The sequence below is a fragment of the Cytobacillus gottheilii genome, assembly GCF_900166665.1.
Lineage (GTDB): Bacteria > Bacillota > Bacilli > Bacillales > Cytobacillaceae > Cytobacillus > Cytobacillus gottheilii_A.
The window spans coordinates 4,471,322-4,485,862 of sequence record NZ_LT800494.1 but is presented as its reverse complement, the minus strand read 5'-3'; the positions used below and the strand labels follow the sequence as shown (position 1 = coordinate 4,485,862).

The window sequence follows — 14,541 nt, the reverse complement described above, 5'->3', positions numbered from 1 at the left end:
TATTTCCTGAAATGACAAACTGGCATGATAAAATGGAAATAACCAGAAGATGAAGCAATAAAATAAAGTAAATAAATATAAATTTGTAATTCTCTATGTGCTAGGTAAGGTACACAAAGGTGTGATCTATTTTAGTGTAAAAATATATATGACAGGAACGAGGAAATGATTTGATACAGAAAATTGATATTACAGATCCTGAACATGCTAAGGCAGTTTTAGATGTTCAAATTCCTTCCTATAACATTGAGGCTTATATTATAGGCTATCAAGATATTCCTCCTTTAAAAGATACGGTCGAATCACTGCAGCGGTGTGGAGAAATATTCTTTGGTTATTATTGCGGGAAAAAGTTATGTGGTGTCATATCGGTGAAACTGGAAAAAAACGTACTAGATATACATCGGCTAATCGTGCATCCTCAATATTTTAAAAAAGGGATTGCTGGGGAACTTTTAAGTTTCATAGAAACGTATATGGATAATATAGATACCATTTGCGTCTCAACTGCCTCAAATAATGCTCCAGCCATTCAATTTTATACTAAAAATGGATTTTCCAAACTGGAGGAGATAAGGGTGAATGAACAGCTATCTCTGACTTCTTTTAACAAATTACTACAATGACCGAATGTGGGTGGAATAATGAACTGCTTATGTAAAACAGGAAGTACTAAGGATATTAAGGTTGAAGGCGATATTGGTGCAGATCCGATTTGGTGCAACAGATGCGGCTGTAATTTAGATCTTGAGGAATTGCCTATTTCGGATGCTTTAAAAGATGAGTTGTCTTCATGGAGCTTGAAATACGGGGAGTGGATTAATTGGGAAACTGAAAAATTCCTTCCTAATGGTTTGGAATTGGAGGAAGTGTTTAACGAAAGTGGAGCCTTATTAACAATGCAGGTGATTGAAGAACTTGGAGATAGATATATATTTCAATATGTTGCATCTAATTATCGGGTTATATCAGAAAGAGATACAGAAAATGAAATGGTTCAGTTGCTGGATGATTACTTGCCAAGACACAAGCACGACATTGAAAGAGTGACTAAATTAAATAATTTGGATAAAAGTGAGTTGCTCCCCTTGCTGCCGGCGCTCATGGAATGGATGCAAGACATCAATTGGCCGATTGCGCGTGAGGTTGTGCAGCTGCTGTTAACCTACCCAGAGGATATTATCCATCTGATTAAAATTGTTTTAACAACAGATGATGAACCATGGAAATATTGGTGTTTAGAGTATTTGGTTAAAGAAATGCCAGATGATCTTAGAGCGGTATTTAAAGATGATTTAATACATATAGCGGAAAAACCAACAGAAGGTGAAAAAGATGAGGGTCTGGATGAATTGGCAAAGGAAATAGTAAGTAATTTAGCATGATGTCACTCTCTTTTTGTTTTAAATAGACAGAATATAATATTTAATAATAGGAGATGATCAAATGGGCATTAGAAACTCAGCAAAAGCGATAATCGTCCAAGATAACAGCTTACTGGCAATTAAAAAACGCGATGAGGCAGGAGGGTATTATATACTTCCAGGCGGCGGCCAGGAATTTGGAGAAAACCTTCATCAGGCGTTAAAAAGAGAATGTATTGAAGAAATCAATGCAAGTGTAGAAATTGGAGAGTTGCTTTTTATCCGTGAGTATATTGGGAAAAATCATGAACATGCCCATTTTGATCACGAGATTCAGCAGACAGAATATATGTTTTTATGCAGGATTTCAGAGGACAGTAAAGAAATAGGAAATGGAATCAATCCTGACGATGGCCAGATTGGTGTAGAATGGCTGAATATATCAGAGTTATTGGAGCATCGATTATACCCGCACACCATGCGGCAGTTCATCATGAACTATTTTGCAGGCAAACAACAGCCTGTTTACTTAGGAGATATAAACTAGTTTAAGAGAGGAAGCAGATGGAAACGACGACTCAATTATATTTAGTCAGACATGCTCATTCTGACTATACACCTGATGAGCTAAGAAGGCCGCTGTCTGTGCGTGGTTATACAGATGCGGCTCGGGTGACAGAAGTTTTAAAAGGGGAAAGAATTGATTATGTTTACTCAAGTCCCTATAGACGGGCTTTGCAAACAGTGGAAGGAATTGCAGAATATATAGGCAAAGAAATACTTATAGAAGAAAACTTTAAGGAAAGAACCTTAGCTGCCCGCCCTTTAGAAGACTTTCAGGCAGCAATTGCGATGGTTTGGAGTGATGAGGATTTTTCCTGGGAAGGCGGGGAATCCAATAAGTTTGCACAGCAAAGAGGTGTGACCGTTACAAAGGAGCTGCTTAAACGGCATCCAGGCCAGAAAGTGGCTGTTGGCACACATGGAAATCTGATGGCGCTGATCATGAATTATTATCATAAGGATTATGGTTTTGACTTTTGGAAGAGCCTCGACATGCCTGACATATATATGCTTGTTTTTTCTGGAAATGATCTTATAAATATAAAAAGAGTTCTGTAATGGAGGAGGGAAGAGATGTTTGTTAAGGTGTATGAATATTATGTTCAAGACGATAAACTGGAAGAGTTTTTAGATATTCAAGAAAAGGCCAGCAGAATATATGGCAGATATCTATTATTCCATACACAGTACTTACAGAGTAAAGATGACCCCACAAAGTGGTTAGAAATAACGAAGTATACTGATGAGAAAGAATACATACAAAGTCTCGAGTTAATCAATCAGCATCCTGAGATTCAAGCTTTATTCAAAGCGTTCCAATCTGTTCTTCTGACACATAAAAGAGAAATACGAGAAGAAAATTATACAATAAGAAAAGTGATTAGCAATTCTGAAGGAAAAGGACTGACGACATGAGCAAGCCTCTTGGACAGAACGATGAAATTCTTTTTACCTTGCCTAAAGACTGTGGGAACTCACCGAAAAAGAAAATAATCCAAGAGATTCTAGTGGCAGCTGCTCGTAAGGATTCATCCTTTATATTGGAGAATAGTGATGAGAATGTGTGCTGGAACATTGTAAATAAAGTAAACCTTCAAGGCAAAGAAAAGGTCGGAGCGTATTTACAAAGCAATATTGTGATATCACAGCTGGAATTATCAGCAGTCATTACACATGGTAAGCAGGCGGCAGCACATGGTCAACTTACATTAGCAAATGGAGATTCCTATTCTTTTTGCCATGTCATTGATTTTATCAGTGCGGGGAAAAATGTGCTTAAGAATGTTACGTCCTATGTAATTAAGCTGGATGAATAGTTTTTGAGGATTGAATTCGTATGATTGACGGTCAATTTTAAATAGGATATTATAGATACCGTAAGTCTATAATTAGAAGGTGAGTTTGTTGAAATTTTCAAAAGCAACTAATTACGCATTACATTCAATGGTTTTTTTAGCTGTTATACCATCTGGGAAAACAATTGGAGTAAAGTCATTGGCTGAAGTCCAAAAGGTTTCTCCTACGTATCTGTCAAAGGTACTGGCAAACCTGGTCAAGGCTGGTTTTGTAGAGTCTGTAACAGGTGTAAACGGCGGATATAAGCTGATTAAGGATCCAAAGGAAATTACTTTTTTAGATGTGATCCAAGCAATTGAAGGCAAAGCATCCTTTTTTCAATGCGGACTAGAAAATAATATCCATGATCGCCGAAATTGCATGATAGAGAATGTTATGAATGAAGCTGAGCAAAAAATGGAAGAGCATTTAACGCTTAATACCATTGCAGGTGTGGCTGAAAAAGTAAATGCCGATATGATCACGAGTATTCACACGGCGGCAAACTAATTTTTTTCTTCTAATTATAGACTATAAATATCTTTAATGTCTTTGAAAGAAGAGTAGTCAAAAACATCATTTGATATCTGCATAAAAAATTAACGAATGAGGTGGCGTAAGTATGTTGGAGTGTATCATTATTGGCGGTGGTCCCGCGGGATTAAATGCAGCATTGGTTTTAGGAAGAGCAAGAAGACAAACTGTACTGTTTGACAATAACGATGCCAGAAACAAGGTGACCCACGAGTCGCATGGCTTTATAACAAGAGATGGTGTAACACCTAAGGAATTCAGAGAAGCAGCTCATAATGATATTTTTAAATATCCTTCCGTAAAAATTGAGAAGGAAACAATAATTGAAGTATATAAGGAAGAGAATGGACTTATCAGTGTAAAGACTGCAGATGGACAGATTATCACAAGTAAAAAACTTATTTTTGCTACAGGATTAAAAGAAAGACTCCCCAATGTTGAAGGTGTTAGGGAGTTCTATGGGAAAAGTTTATTCAGCTGTCCGTATTGCGATGGCTGGGAACAAAGGGATCAGCCCCTTGTCTTGATTTCTGAAAATGCCCATGCGGTCCATATGGCAAAAATGATCTATCAGTGGAGCAAAGATTTAATCATTTGTACGAATGGAAACACCATCATCTCTGAAGAAGATAAATTAGTATTTGAGCGTAAAGGAATTCTCGTGAGGGAGGAAAAAATAGCCCGTTTACACGGTGCAGAAGGCAAGCTGGAAAAGGTTATATTTGAAGACGGTCATGAAATCTTAAGGACAGGCGGGTTTGTCACGACAGAATTATACCAAGGGAATCAGTTTGGAGCTTCGTTAGGCTGTGCGTCAAATGAAAATGGCGGAATCATAGTGGATGCCCTCGGAAAAACGAATATAACTGGCGTGTTTGCTGCAGGTGATACATCATTCTCAGGCCCTTCACAGCTGATTATTGCAGCGAGTGAAGGAGTCCGTGCAGCGGCTGGTGTGAATAGTGAGTTGACGATGGCGGAGTTTTAATTCGTTTTGCAGAGGAAGAATAGAAGGATCGGCACAGGATGAGGTACAACATCCTGTGCTTTTTTTGTTTTTGCAAACCTTGTTTTATTACTTAAATATACAAAAATCCTATAGTCATGTACTCGCTTTCCGGCTGGGTGGGTGCTGAGCATAAGCAGAGTCTCACACTTATCGTTTCATTGAACAGGCATAGTACACAGATTTTTTCTGAAAATGCAAAAATTACAAATGCATAAAAAATAGACGGAAGAATTCCGCTTAAATCATAAAACCACTTAAAATGAGCTTAAATAGACGGAGAAATTCCGTCTAACTCTCCGAAAACCATGCAAATCGGCGATTTTATTCCACATAACCGGAAAATCTCCGCTTATTTCGCCTCGAAATTGCTCAATTCTAGAAATAAGGGTAAAATCTCCGCTTATTTCACTGTTTTTTATTCAAGTAAACATCTACCAAAAAAACAAGCACTCAGAAAAGAGCCAACCAAGTTTTTAAATAGAAGGGTTGATTTATTGTATATATTGTATATAATGTGTATATAAACAATATATACAATAAAAGAGGTTGCCATGCAAATTATCATTTCAAATAGCTCAAAACAGCCCATATATGAGCAAATTTACGAACAACTGAAAAGGAGTATCACATCAGATGAATTGAAAGCAGGACAGTCGCTGCCATCTATGCGGCAGCTGGCAAAGGAGTTAAATGTAAGTCTTATTACAACAAAGCGCGCATATGAGGAGCTGGAGAAGACCGGGTTCATTTATTCAATAGTCGGAAAAGGTTCTTTTGTGTCAGAGCAAAATAGTGAGATGGTGAAAGAAGCGAAAATGAAGGGGATTGAGGAGCAGCTGCTCACTGCCATTCGAAATAGCAAAGACATTGGCATCAGCCTTACAGAATTAAAAGAACTACTGACGATTCTTTACAGGGAGGAAGAATAATGGAAAACATTATAGAACTTAAAAATGTTCATAAATCCTTTAAAGGGTTTAACATTAAGAACTTTTCTATAACTGTAAAAAAGGGGTTTGTCACAGGATTTATAGGAGGAAATGGAGTTGGAAAATCAACAACCATAAAAATGATTATGAATTTGCTGCAGCCAGATAGCGGGACGGTTTCTGTTTTTGGCTTGAATTATAAAGAGCATGAGAAAGAGATTAAGCAGCGAATTGGATTTGTTTATGATGAAAATATATTATATGATCATTTGTCACTGAAACAAATGAAAGATATTGTAAGACATGCATATGAAAAATGGGATGATCATCTATTCAACCAGTATGTAAAACTATTTGATTTGCCGCTAAAGAAAAAAATTAAAACGTTTTCGAAAGGAATGATGATGAAAGCCTCCCTCACGATGGCTTTATCACATCATGCCGAACTAATCATTATGGATGAGCCAACATCCGGATTAGATCCTATTTTTAGACGAGAACTTCTGGAGATCCTTCACCAGCTGATGCAAGACGGTGATAAAACAATCTTCTTTTCCACACATATCACAACAGATTTAGATATGATTGCAGATTATATTACGTTTATTCATGATGGCGAGCATATTTTCACAAAAAATCTGATTGAAATTGAAGAAGAGTATGCGATTGTTAAAGGCGGATTGGAGCTATTGGATAGAGAAATTGAGCAGGAATTTTTGGCAGTTCGCAAATCGAATTACGGTTTCGAAGCTTTAACATCAAATAAGAGAAGAGCAGAAGAGATCTTTGGGGATATGGTGATTATGGAGAAGGCTACACTAGAAGACATTATGTATTACACAAAGAAAGGAGCGAAGCAGCATGTTTAGTTTGGTTCGTAAGGATCTAATCTTGCAGAAAAGTTCAATCCTGCTGTTGCCGGTTTTGTGTATCTACTTGACGATGAATACTTCAATTTTATGGGTTGGAATTGTCTTTAGCGTTGTGATCTCATTGTCTTCTTTTTCAAAGGATGAGAAGTCTCCTATTCATATACTGTTTAATTCCCTGCCCTATACAAGGAAGGAAATTGTCAGTTCAAAATATATTGTTACGCTTATTTTTACAACGGGAGTTGCTCTCACCATTCTTATAGGCAATTACGTTATTAATGGTGTGATTGTTGATTGGAAAGTTTTTTTACTGATGTTTTGTATTGTCCTTAGTGTGATTTCCTTTATCTTCCCGCTCTCTTATCAATTTAAAAGCGGCCAATTATTAATGGTCACACTTATCGGATCAGGCATCTTTATTGTGGTAATAAATCTATTTGTTCGAAATTGGATTGATCAGATTAGAGCGTTTATTGGATGGCTCCTTGCTTTGGAGGGAAATCTGATCTATTTTATGATGGCTGGTGCTGTTTTCGTTTTATATGCAGGCTCGTGGCTTTTATCGATGTATATATATAAGAAGAAAGTATTTTAAGAGCGTGGTGTTGTCCACGCTCTTTTTTTTGAAAGTGGTGCAGTAGGCTGGTCCTCTGGCAATTAGGGCGTTTGGCGGATAAAATTTTCTGACGGCGATTATATGAAAAAGACGGCGAATATATGAAAATAACGGCGAATATTTGAGTTATTACGGCGGATAAATTTCCACAACGGCGAATATCCGTCTTTTTTGTATCATTAGGACAGGGAAATAACTAGCTGAACGGTTGTTTTTCCACGCTGCTGTCTAACTTGTAAGTGAGATTTCTCTATGTGGGACAATAATGAATGAATTTCCCCCTAAAAAGGTATCAAAAACTTTTCCCCCAGCCATCTGCAGCAAAAAAGCCAGGAGAACCGTTCTCCTGACTTTCCTGGCTTAATGATGATGGCCGCCTGTGTCACCCTCTTGTTTGATGCCTTTTTGGAGGGCGTCCAGGTCGCTCTGTGAAAGTTCACCGACAATGAATTGCTTTGTGGGAACGATCATGGAACCGGCGCTGCTGGCGTGAACTTTGACATAGTAGAGGCCGTCCAGGTCAAATGGTTTGCTGAGGCCGAAGATGCCATCTCCCAAGTTTTCAGCTTCTTCCATACCATAATTCAAAGAGCCGTCCTGCTTCCAGATTTCTAGGTGAACAAAATCAGGATTTTCTACAATTTTTCCATTTTGAGTGAGTTGAACTTGGATCAGCTCAGATTCTTCCTTTGAAAAATACTCAGGTATCAAAATATCTGCTTCGAGAGGAGATTCTTGCTTATATAGATCAGCAACATTCTCATCAAGTGAACAGGCGCTTAGAAGAAAAGCTGAAAATATAAAAACACTAAATAATCTTTTCATAGATATAATCTCCCTTTAAGCATTAAAAAATCTCTTTATAGCAGGAATTCTTTGGATCACAAGCAGGTCAAGCAGCCATACAATAATCAATGATAGGCCAACTAGCGGGAAAATAATTCCTAAACCTATGAGCGTAAAAAGGAAAAGTTTCTTATTGAAGATTTTAGGTGCTTTTGGTGCACCCATTTCTTTTTTAGGCTTACGTTTTAACCATAGATATAAACCGCTTAGGACGATTAATATAATCCCCAGGCAGATAAATAAACTAATTAACTGATTGATCAGTCCAAATTCTGTTCCTTTATGAAGTGTAATGCCAATGGCAATGACTTTTCCCATAAATTCATAGTTGTCATAACGATAATCTGTTAATACTGCACCAGAATACTGATCAATATGCATCGTTAATTCGTCTTTCGCTTTTGGGGGAAAAGCAGATAAGGTATACACGCCTTCTTTTGTATTAGGGATACTAATGGTGTAGCTTGGATGAAGGTCTTCTCTATTGGCAATGGATACTACTTCATCTATTGAAACTGGAACATAGTCTTGGATATCCGACTGTGGGACTTCTAAATTTTCCGCTGCCCATGGAACATCTGCAATATCTTTTGTTTTTACGATCGATTCAGGTCCGCTTCCTACCCAAACAGAAGGAGGATATCCTGTACCTGTGTTTGTAACAATGGTTTGAAAGTTAGTGCCCCAGAAACCGGACCAAGGCAAACCCGTCATTATTAGAAATAACATTCCAGCTGAGATCCAAAATGCTGGAACAGCATGAAGATCTCGTCTAAAGATTTTTTTCCCTTTATTAAAACGAATGAACAGCGTGCCAAGAAGGCCTGTCTTTTTCCGTGGAGCCCATAAGAAAAAGCCGGTAACGATTAATACAACTGCCCAGCATGCAACAAGCTCTACAACACGATCCCCTATAGTGCCTGCCATTAGTTCTCCGTGGACTTCTTCAATTTTATCCATAATACGATCTTCATTATTAAGTGAACCAACCAGTTCACCTGTATATGGATTAATAAAAGCCGTGTATGATTTATCGTTCATTGTAATGGTTGCTTCACTTGATCGTGTTTCGTTTTCTCCAGGACGGTAGGCTGTAATCAGTCCATTTGGATATGCTGCTGATACAGCTGCAAGCTGCTCTGTGGCAGGAAGCTTGTCTCCTTGTGCTTCAACAACATAGTAATCTTTATACATAGCTTGTTCAATCTGAGGAGCAAATAAGTAAATAGATCCTGTAACCGCTAGGATAAGAAGAAATGGTGCAATAATAATGCCGGCATAAAAATGCCAGCGCCAAACTGATCTATATAATGAAGCATCTGTTTGCTTTTTAGAAGAACTTGTCTTCGTTAATTCTTTCATTGGATTTTTCTCCTTCAATAATAATAAGTACTGAAAAAGCGTAAAACAAAAATGTGATAAAAATATGAAGTTATTAATTATGGCAATGTGAATTATTATACATGAATGAAAATAGAATAGAAAAGAGATTAAAATTTTCCTTGATAAATCGTAACCATTACGATACTATTAGAATCGTAATTATTTCGTTTTGGAGGTTATTGTTTTGAATAGATTTTACATAAAGAAAAATTGGATGAGTTTAGTGATATTAATTATATGTGCAGTTATGCTGAGCGCATGTATGGGTACCTCTTCTGAGAAAGGACAAGAAAATGGAGAGAAGAATATTCATTTCTTATATAACTTCTCTACCAATTCACTTGATCCGCATGTAGATTCAAGTTACGTGCCTATTAGAGCGGGAATTACCGAAACGCTAATCCGCTTAGATGAAGAAAATTTAAGCATTGAACCTTGGCTGGCTGAAAGCTGGGAAGGTGAAGATGGTGAAAATTGGACAATCAAGCTTCGTGAAGGCATCAAATTCCAAAATGGAAATGCAATGGATGCAGAAGCTGTTAAGAAGTCATTAGATCGAGCATTAGCAGAAAATGTAGCGATTCAAAATGCCTTAAAGATAGAGGGTATAGAAGTCGTAGATGAACTGACACTGCAAATTACAACAGAGCCATTTCCGGAGTTTATTTCTGAACTGGTTAATCCAAATGTTTCTATTATAGATGTTACAGAAGAAGATATTGTCAATAATCCTGTTGGAACAGGCCCGTTTAAGCTTACTTCGTTTTCACCGGGAAGTAAACTGGAGCTTGAACGTTTTGATGATTATTGGGACGGAGCATCAAAATTAGATACTGTAACTTTCTCTTTTAATGAAGATGCTAATGCACGCTCTTTAGCTCTAGAATCAGGTCAGGTGGATATCGTGTACCGTCCGGAAGTAGAGACTTTAGAAAACCTGCAAAAAGATGAATCCATTGAAGTAGAATCCACAGCAACATTCCGAGTGCATCAAATGACAATGAACGTTCAAAGAGAGAGTTTAAAAGATGTTAATGTCCGCCGTGCTGTTGATGCATTAATTGACAGACAGGGAATTGTAGATGAAATCTTGCTTGGCCACGCTGAGCCAGCTGTTGGACCATTCTTGCCGTCCCTTCCATTTGCACCAGATTATGAAGAAAAGCCGCATGGTGCTGATGTAGCAGTAGAATACCTAAAAGAAGCCGGCTATACACTGCAGGATGGGGTTATGCAGAAGGATGGGGAACCACTTAAGCTAACTTTACTCTCATATCCTGCTAGAGCAGATTTGCCGCTGATTGCACAAGTGTTCCAATCTGATGCAAAGCAAATTGGCATTGAAGTTGAGATTAGACAAATTGAAATTCCAGAAGAATATATGGCCTCTAACCGCGATTGGGATTTAGCTACCTATAGTAACTTAACAGCACCGCGCGGAGATGCTGGATATTACTTGAATGCTACGTACCACCCAACAGGAGCATTAAACTTTAGCGGTGCAGACGAGCCAGAACTAACAGCAATTATTGATGAGCTGAATCAAGCGGTAGATCAAGATGATCGTTCTGCGCTTGCTGAACAAGCAGCTGATTATGTAAATGAACATATGATTAACTCGTTTGTGCTGCATCCTTCTACCATTGTTGCTTTTAACAAGGATAAAGTGGTAAATTGGGTAACAACAAAAAGTGAGTACTATATGATCAACAATAAGTTGGAAGTGAAATAATGTTAAAAATCATCACCAGGAAATTTTTTGAGGTATTAATATTTGTATTATTTATCACGTTTGTTAGTTTTCTGTTTATTAGACTAGCACCTGGTGATCCAGTATTGACCATTTTAAATGTAGATGAACTTTCAGTAAGTCAAGAGCAAGTTGAAGCTCTTAGAACTGAAATGGGATTCGATAAGCCAGTTCTCGTCCAGTACGGGCTCTGGCTTTTGAATTTTATCCAATTGGATTTTGGAGAATCCTTCGTTACAGGACAAAAGGTCATGGACATGATATTAGCTGCTTTACCGGCAACAGTGGAATTATCTATAGGTGCCATTGTTGTCATGTTAATTGTAGCTATTCCGCTCGGATCTCTAGCTGCCCTTTATCGTGACCACTGGATTGACCATGTGAGCAGAATTCTATCCATTGTTGGAGCAGCCATCCCAAGCTTCTGGCTAGGGCTTATTTTCATTCAGCTTTTTGGAGTGCAATTAAATTGGTTTCCGACAATGGGCAGAGATGGATTGATGTCATTATTCCTGCCGTCCATCACTTTAGGTTTAGCTATTTCAAGTGTATATGTACGTCTGCTTCGCTCAAGTTTGCTTGATTCATTCAGCCAAGAATTTATTCGTGCTGCCCGGGCACGCGGATTGTCGGAAGTTCGGATCTTTTTCATGCATGCATTTCGGCATAGTATTCCGCCAGTCATAACTGTTTTTGGTGTGAGCTTAGGAAGTTTAATTGGCGGTGTCGTTGTTATTGAAGTCATCTTTTCCTATCCTGGGTTAGGAAGTCTTGTAGTTGAAGCGATTCGGCAGAGAGATTACCCGCTAATTCAGGGGTATATATTGGTTATGGCTATGATTGTATTTGTCGTGAATACATGTGTTGATCTCTCGCTTCGTTATCTAAATCCTGAGATCAGAATGAAAGAAATGGAGAACAAATAATGAAGTCGTTGAATGCTTTTGCGCAGAAAAAACAAAAAGGAAAATGGCAGCTCAACCTGCTCAAGCTTCTGCTGGTCGTTATTGTGCTAGTTTGTCTTTATGCCTTTCTATATTTGCAGCACGATGCAACGCAAACAGATCTTGGCCAGAGGCTTCAAGACTCGAGCTGGGAGCATCCGCTTGGTACCGATCATCTTGGCAGAGATGTACTGACAAGGCTCCTGTTAGGTGGACAGCAAACAATAGGATATAGTTTATTTGCACTTTTAGCTGCATTGCTTGTTGGAATTCCAATCGGACTTATCTCGGGGTATAAGGGCGGTGTAGTTGATCGTATTTTTATGAGAATTGCCGATGGATTTTTGGCTTTTCCTGATACTATCGTAGCAATAGTGCTTAGCGGCTTGCTTGGTCCTGGAATTGGCAACCTGATGCTTGCAATTGTCTTGGTTAAATGGGTGAATTATGCCCGTCTTGTCCGCAGTACGGTCATGCTTGAATCTAAGAAAGATTATATATTAGCTGCTCGCACAAATGGACTATCATCATTTAGCATTATTAAAAAGCATATCATTCCTCATATTGTGGGAAATGTTCTTGTCATGGCAAGTTTAGACTTAGGAAAAATCATTTTATTAATTTCATCCCTATCCTATATTGGGCTTGGTGCACAGCCGCCAGTGCCAGAGTGGGGAACAATGCTAAATGATTCTAAAGCACATTTCCAGTCACACCCTGAATTAATGATCTATCCTGGTATAGCCATTGTCCTTGTGGTGTTAGTTTCAAATATGCTTGGAGACTATTGGAGAGATCGATTCGATGTTAAAAAGGAGATGCAAGGATGATTCTATCAATTGAACAATTAGGTGTGAGCACGAAGGAAAAACAGCTTGTTCATAATGTCTCTTTGTCGATTCGGGAAGGGGAATGGTTTGCCCTCGTTGGACAGAGCGGAAGCGGAAAAAGCGTGCTTTCACAGGCAGTTGGTCAAATGCTTCCCGCCAATTTAAAAGCAAGTGGAAATATTCAGTTCATGAATCAAAACATGCTGACTTTAGACAGGAAGCAGATGAAAGATATTCGGGGCAAGCGAATTTCGTATATCTTTCAGGATTATCATGGCTCTTTTACTCCTTTTCGAACGATTGCTCAGCATTTTCACGAGTATCAAAAGGCGCATGGCATTTCGAGTAGAGAACAGCGAAAAGACAATGCCATTGAAGCACTTGAATCGGTGGGATTGGATGCGTCTTTCTATAAGAGGTATGCTTTTCAGCTCAGTGGAGGACAGCTTCAGCGTGTTTCCATCGCCTTAGCGCTTTTGCTTTCGCCAGATTTGGTGATTGCAGATGAAATCACAACTGCTTTGGATAGTGTTTCAAGTCACAAAATACTGCAGTTATTAGCTCAAAAGCAAAAGGATACGGGCTGTGCGATTCTTTTTATTACGCATGATTGGCGTCATGTTAGACGCTATGCCGATCGTCTGGCTGTCATGAAGGAAGGCCAGATTATTGAAACGGGCGGGAAACACCGTATTCTTGATCATCCGAGGCACGAATATACACGACAATTGATTAAAGCAGCTCCTATTTTAGGAAGCGGGCTGCGTTCTGGTTTAGAAGAGGAGAAAAAACATGAACCTACTTTCAGTTAAAGATTTGGTCAAATCCTATAACGGAATAAACGCGGTGGATCATATTTCTTTTGATCTCAAAAAGGGTGAATGTCTTGGACTTGTCGGAGAAAGCGGGTGCGGAAAAAGCACACTCTCACGCTGCTTGCTTCGGCTGGAGGGTGTAGACGCTGGTTCTATCACTTTTAAGGACAAGGAAATTCAAAATTTAAGCCAAAGTCAGCTTCGGCCAATTCGTAAGGACATACAGATTATTTTTCAAAATCCTACAGCAGCCTTAAACCCCCGCTTGAAAATAAAGGATTCCATACTAGACCCATACCTTCAGTACCAAAAGGAATTATCATTAACTCATTTTTCTTTTACTTCCAAGGATCAGTATGTCAATCAGCTTTTAGAAGCTGTTGGATTGCCAAAAGGGATGGGAGACAGGTATCCTCATGAAATCAGCGGCGGTCAGCGGCAGCGTGTGACCATTGCAAGAGCCATCAGCATTGAGCCGGAGATGTTGATTCTTGATGAGCCAACTGCCAGTCTTGATGTGATTACGCAAGCGGAAGTATTAGCTTTACTGGCTGAGCTTCGCCAGCAGTTACAGCTATCTTATTTGTTTATTTCACATGACTTAACAGCTGTTCATCAATTAAGTCAGCAGATTATGGTGATGAAAAAAGGAAAACTAGTCGATCATTTTCCTGTTTCTGAATTATTTTCAGAGGACCGTCATTCTTATACAAAAGAATTGATTGAAATATTTTAAGGGCTTAAGTCCAT

General features: G+C 38.6%; 18 protein-coding genes. 16 read left to right on the top strand and 2 right to left on the bottom strand.

From position 1 onward, the window contains the following. Window positions 1–170: 170 nt before the first annotated feature. The 11 genes from B7E07_RS22000 to B7E07_RS21945 all read left to right on the top strand — a co-directional run bounded on the left by B7E07_RS22000 (window position 171) and on the right by B7E07_RS21945 (window position 7,202). Window positions 171–626, top strand: a complete 456-nt coding sequence (locus tag B7E07_RS22000) for a GNAT family N-acetyltransferase (RefSeq protein ID WP_080848908.1) — start codon at window positions 171–173, stop codon at window positions 624–626. An 18-nt stretch (window positions 627–644) separates the two neighbouring features. After that, window positions 645–1,385 (top strand): DUF5071 domain-containing protein, encoded by a 741-nt coding sequence (locus B7E07_RS24915; RefSeq protein WP_306807576.1) that lies wholly within the window; start codon window positions 645–647, stop codon window positions 1,383–1,385. A gap of 61 nt (window positions 1,386–1,446) precedes the next feature. After that, window positions 1,447–1,911: an NUDIX domain-containing protein gene (locus tag B7E07_RS21985; RefSeq protein ID WP_080848907.1), complete on the top strand. Its 465-nt coding sequence runs from the start codon at window positions 1,447–1,449 to the stop codon at window positions 1,909–1,911. A 17-nt stretch (window positions 1,912–1,928) separates the two neighbouring features. Continuing rightward, window positions 1,929–2,486, top strand: coding sequence for a histidine phosphatase family protein (locus B7E07_RS21980; protein ID WP_080848906.1), 558 nt, complete (start codon window positions 1,929–1,931; stop codon window positions 2,484–2,486). A 15-nt stretch (window positions 2,487–2,501) separates the two neighbouring features. Then, the gene (locus tag B7E07_RS21975) at window positions 2,502–2,843 is read left to right on the top strand and encodes a hypothetical protein (RefSeq protein ID WP_080848905.1); all 342 of its coding nucleotides are present in this window, start codon (window positions 2,502–2,504) and stop codon (window positions 2,841–2,843) included. Beyond that, the gene (locus tag B7E07_RS21970; RefSeq protein ID WP_080848904.1) at window positions 2,840–3,244 is read left to right on the top strand and encodes a nuclear transport factor 2-like protein; all 405 of its coding nucleotides are present in this window, start codon (window positions 2,840–2,842) and stop codon (window positions 3,242–3,244) included. The genes B7E07_RS21975 and B7E07_RS21970 overlap by 4 nt, the downstream gene beginning before the upstream one ends. A gap of 88 nt (window positions 3,245–3,332) precedes the next feature. After that, window positions 3,333–3,773 (top strand): Rrf2 family transcriptional regulator, encoded by a 441-nt coding sequence (locus tag B7E07_RS21965; protein ID WP_080848903.1) that lies wholly within the window; start codon window positions 3,333–3,335, stop codon window positions 3,771–3,773. Window positions 3,774–3,885: 112 nt separating this feature from the next. Beyond that, window positions 3,886–4,785, top strand: coding sequence for an NAD(P)/FAD-dependent oxidoreductase (locus B7E07_RS21960; RefSeq protein WP_080848902.1), 900 nt, complete (start codon window positions 3,886–3,888; stop codon window positions 4,783–4,785). 572 nt (window positions 4,786–5,357) lie between these two features. Next, complete coding sequence (locus tag B7E07_RS21955) at window positions 5,358–5,735, top strand: GntR family transcriptional regulator (RefSeq protein WP_080848901.1); 378 nt, start codon at window positions 5,358–5,360, stop codon at window positions 5,733–5,735. After that, window positions 5,735–6,604 (top strand): ABC transporter ATP-binding protein, encoded by an 870-nt coding sequence (locus B7E07_RS21950; protein ID WP_080848900.1) that lies wholly within the window; start codon window positions 5,735–5,737, stop codon window positions 6,602–6,604. Before B7E07_RS21955 ends, B7E07_RS21950 begins: the two co-directional genes overlap by 1 nt. Then, the gene (locus tag B7E07_RS21945; RefSeq protein ID WP_080848899.1) at window positions 6,597–7,202 is read left to right on the top strand and encodes an ABC-2 transporter permease; all 606 of its coding nucleotides are present in this window, start codon (window positions 6,597–6,599) and stop codon (window positions 7,200–7,202) included. The genes B7E07_RS21950 and B7E07_RS21945 overlap by 8 nt, the downstream gene beginning before the upstream one ends. A gap of 381 nt (window positions 7,203–7,583) precedes the next feature. Here B7E07_RS21945 and B7E07_RS21940 read toward each other — a convergent pair whose 3' ends face one another. Then, the gene (locus B7E07_RS21940; RefSeq protein ID WP_080848898.1) at window positions 7,584–8,048 is read right to left on the bottom strand and encodes a FixH family protein; all 465 of its coding nucleotides are present in this window, start codon (window positions 8,046–8,048) and stop codon (window positions 7,584–7,586) included. 15 nt (window positions 8,049–8,063) lie between these two features. Further along, window positions 8,064–9,431, bottom strand: coding sequence for a PepSY-associated TM helix domain-containing protein (locus tag B7E07_RS21935; RefSeq protein WP_080848897.1), 1,368 nt, complete (start codon window positions 9,429–9,431; stop codon window positions 8,064–8,066). 268 nt (window positions 9,432–9,699) lie between these two features. Here B7E07_RS21935 and nikA point away from each other — a divergent pair, with 268 nt between their 5' ends. Genes nikA through B7E07_RS21910 form a run of 5 tightly spaced genes read left to right on the top strand, consistent with a single transcriptional unit; the run spans window position 9,700 to window position 14,527 of the window. Continuing rightward, the gene (gene nikA / locus B7E07_RS21930) at window positions 9,700–11,184 is read left to right on the top strand and encodes a nickel ABC transporter substrate-binding protein (RefSeq protein ID WP_373886080.1); all 1,485 of its coding nucleotides are present in this window, start codon (window positions 9,700–9,702) and stop codon (window positions 11,182–11,184) included. Beyond that, window positions 11,184–12,128 (top strand): nickel ABC transporter permease, encoded by a 945-nt coding sequence (nikB, locus tag B7E07_RS21925; protein ID WP_080848896.1) that lies wholly within the window; start codon window positions 11,184–11,186, stop codon window positions 12,126–12,128. The genes nikA and nikB overlap by 1 nt, the downstream gene beginning before the upstream one ends. Beyond that, window positions 12,128–12,976, top strand: a complete 849-nt coding sequence (gene nikC, locus B7E07_RS21920) for a nickel transporter permease (RefSeq protein ID WP_080848895.1) — start codon at window positions 12,128–12,130, stop codon at window positions 12,974–12,976. The genes nikB and nikC overlap by 1 nt, the downstream gene beginning before the upstream one ends. Then, entirely contained in the window at window positions 12,973–13,788 is an 816-nt protein-coding gene (locus B7E07_RS21915; RefSeq protein WP_080848894.1) for an ABC transporter ATP-binding protein, read from the top strand. The genes nikC and B7E07_RS21915 overlap by 4 nt, the downstream gene beginning before the upstream one ends. Continuing rightward, entirely contained in the window at window positions 13,769–14,527 is a 759-nt protein-coding gene (locus tag B7E07_RS21910; RefSeq protein ID WP_080848893.1) for an ABC transporter ATP-binding protein, read from the top strand. The genes B7E07_RS21915 and B7E07_RS21910 overlap by 20 nt, the downstream gene beginning before the upstream one ends. Window positions 14,528–14,541 lie beyond the last annotated feature (14 nt).

What these genes read in the sequence shown, in the direction of transcription:
- B7E07_RS21980 (WP_080848906.1), top strand. Translation starts at nt 1,929, where the DNA reads ATGGAAACGACGACTCAATTATATTTAGTCAGACATGCTCATTCTGAC.
- B7E07_RS21945 (WP_080848899.1), top strand. Translation starts at nt 6,597, where the DNA reads ATGTTTAGTTTGGTTCGTAAGGATCTAATCTTGCAGAAAAGTTCAATC.
- B7E07_RS21970 (WP_080848904.1), top strand. Translation starts at nt 2,840, where the DNA reads ATGAGCAAGCCTCTTGGACAGAACGATGAAATTCTTTTTACCTTGCCT.
- B7E07_RS21975 (WP_080848905.1), top strand. Translation starts at nt 2,502, where the DNA reads ATGTTTGTTAAGGTGTATGAATATTATGTTCAAGACGATAAACTGGAA.
- B7E07_RS21985 (WP_080848907.1), top strand. Translation starts at nt 1,447, where the DNA reads ATGGGCATTAGAAACTCAGCAAAAGCGATAATCGTCCAAGATAACAGC.
- nikA (WP_373886080.1), top strand. Translation starts at nt 9,700, where the DNA reads ATGCTGAGCGCATGTATGGGTACCTCTTCTGAGAAAGGACAAGAAAAT.
- B7E07_RS21940 (WP_080848898.1), bottom strand. Translation starts at nt 8,048, where the DNA reads ATGAAAAGATTATTTAGTGTTTTTATATTTTCAGCTTTTCTTCTAAGC.
- B7E07_RS21955 (WP_080848901.1), top strand. Translation starts at nt 5,358, where the DNA reads ATGCAAATTATCATTTCAAATAGCTCAAAACAGCCCATATATGAGCAA.
- B7E07_RS21960 (WP_080848902.1), top strand. Translation starts at nt 3,886, where the DNA reads ATGTTGGAGTGTATCATTATTGGCGGTGGTCCCGCGGGATTAAATGCA.
- nikC (WP_080848895.1), top strand. Translation starts at nt 12,128, where the DNA reads ATGAAGTCGTTGAATGCTTTTGCGCAGAAAAAACAAAAAGGAAAATGG.
- B7E07_RS21950 (WP_080848900.1), top strand. Translation starts at nt 5,735, where the DNA reads ATGGAAAACATTATAGAACTTAAAAATGTTCATAAATCCTTTAAAGGG.
- B7E07_RS21915 (WP_080848894.1), top strand. Translation starts at nt 12,973, where the DNA reads ATGATTCTATCAATTGAACAATTAGGTGTGAGCACGAAGGAAAAACAG.
- B7E07_RS21910 (WP_080848893.1), top strand. Translation starts at nt 13,769, where the DNA reads ATGAACCTACTTTCAGTTAAAGATTTGGTCAAATCCTATAACGGAATA.
- nikB (WP_080848896.1), top strand. Translation starts at nt 11,184, where the DNA reads ATGTTAAAAATCATCACCAGGAAATTTTTTGAGGTATTAATATTTGTA.
- B7E07_RS24915 (WP_306807576.1), top strand. Translation starts at nt 645, where the DNA reads ATGAACTGCTTATGTAAAACAGGAAGTACTAAGGATATTAAGGTTGAA.
- B7E07_RS21935 (WP_080848897.1), bottom strand. Translation starts at nt 9,431, where the DNA reads ATGAAAGAATTAACGAAGACAAGTTCTTCTAAAAAGCAAACAGATGCT.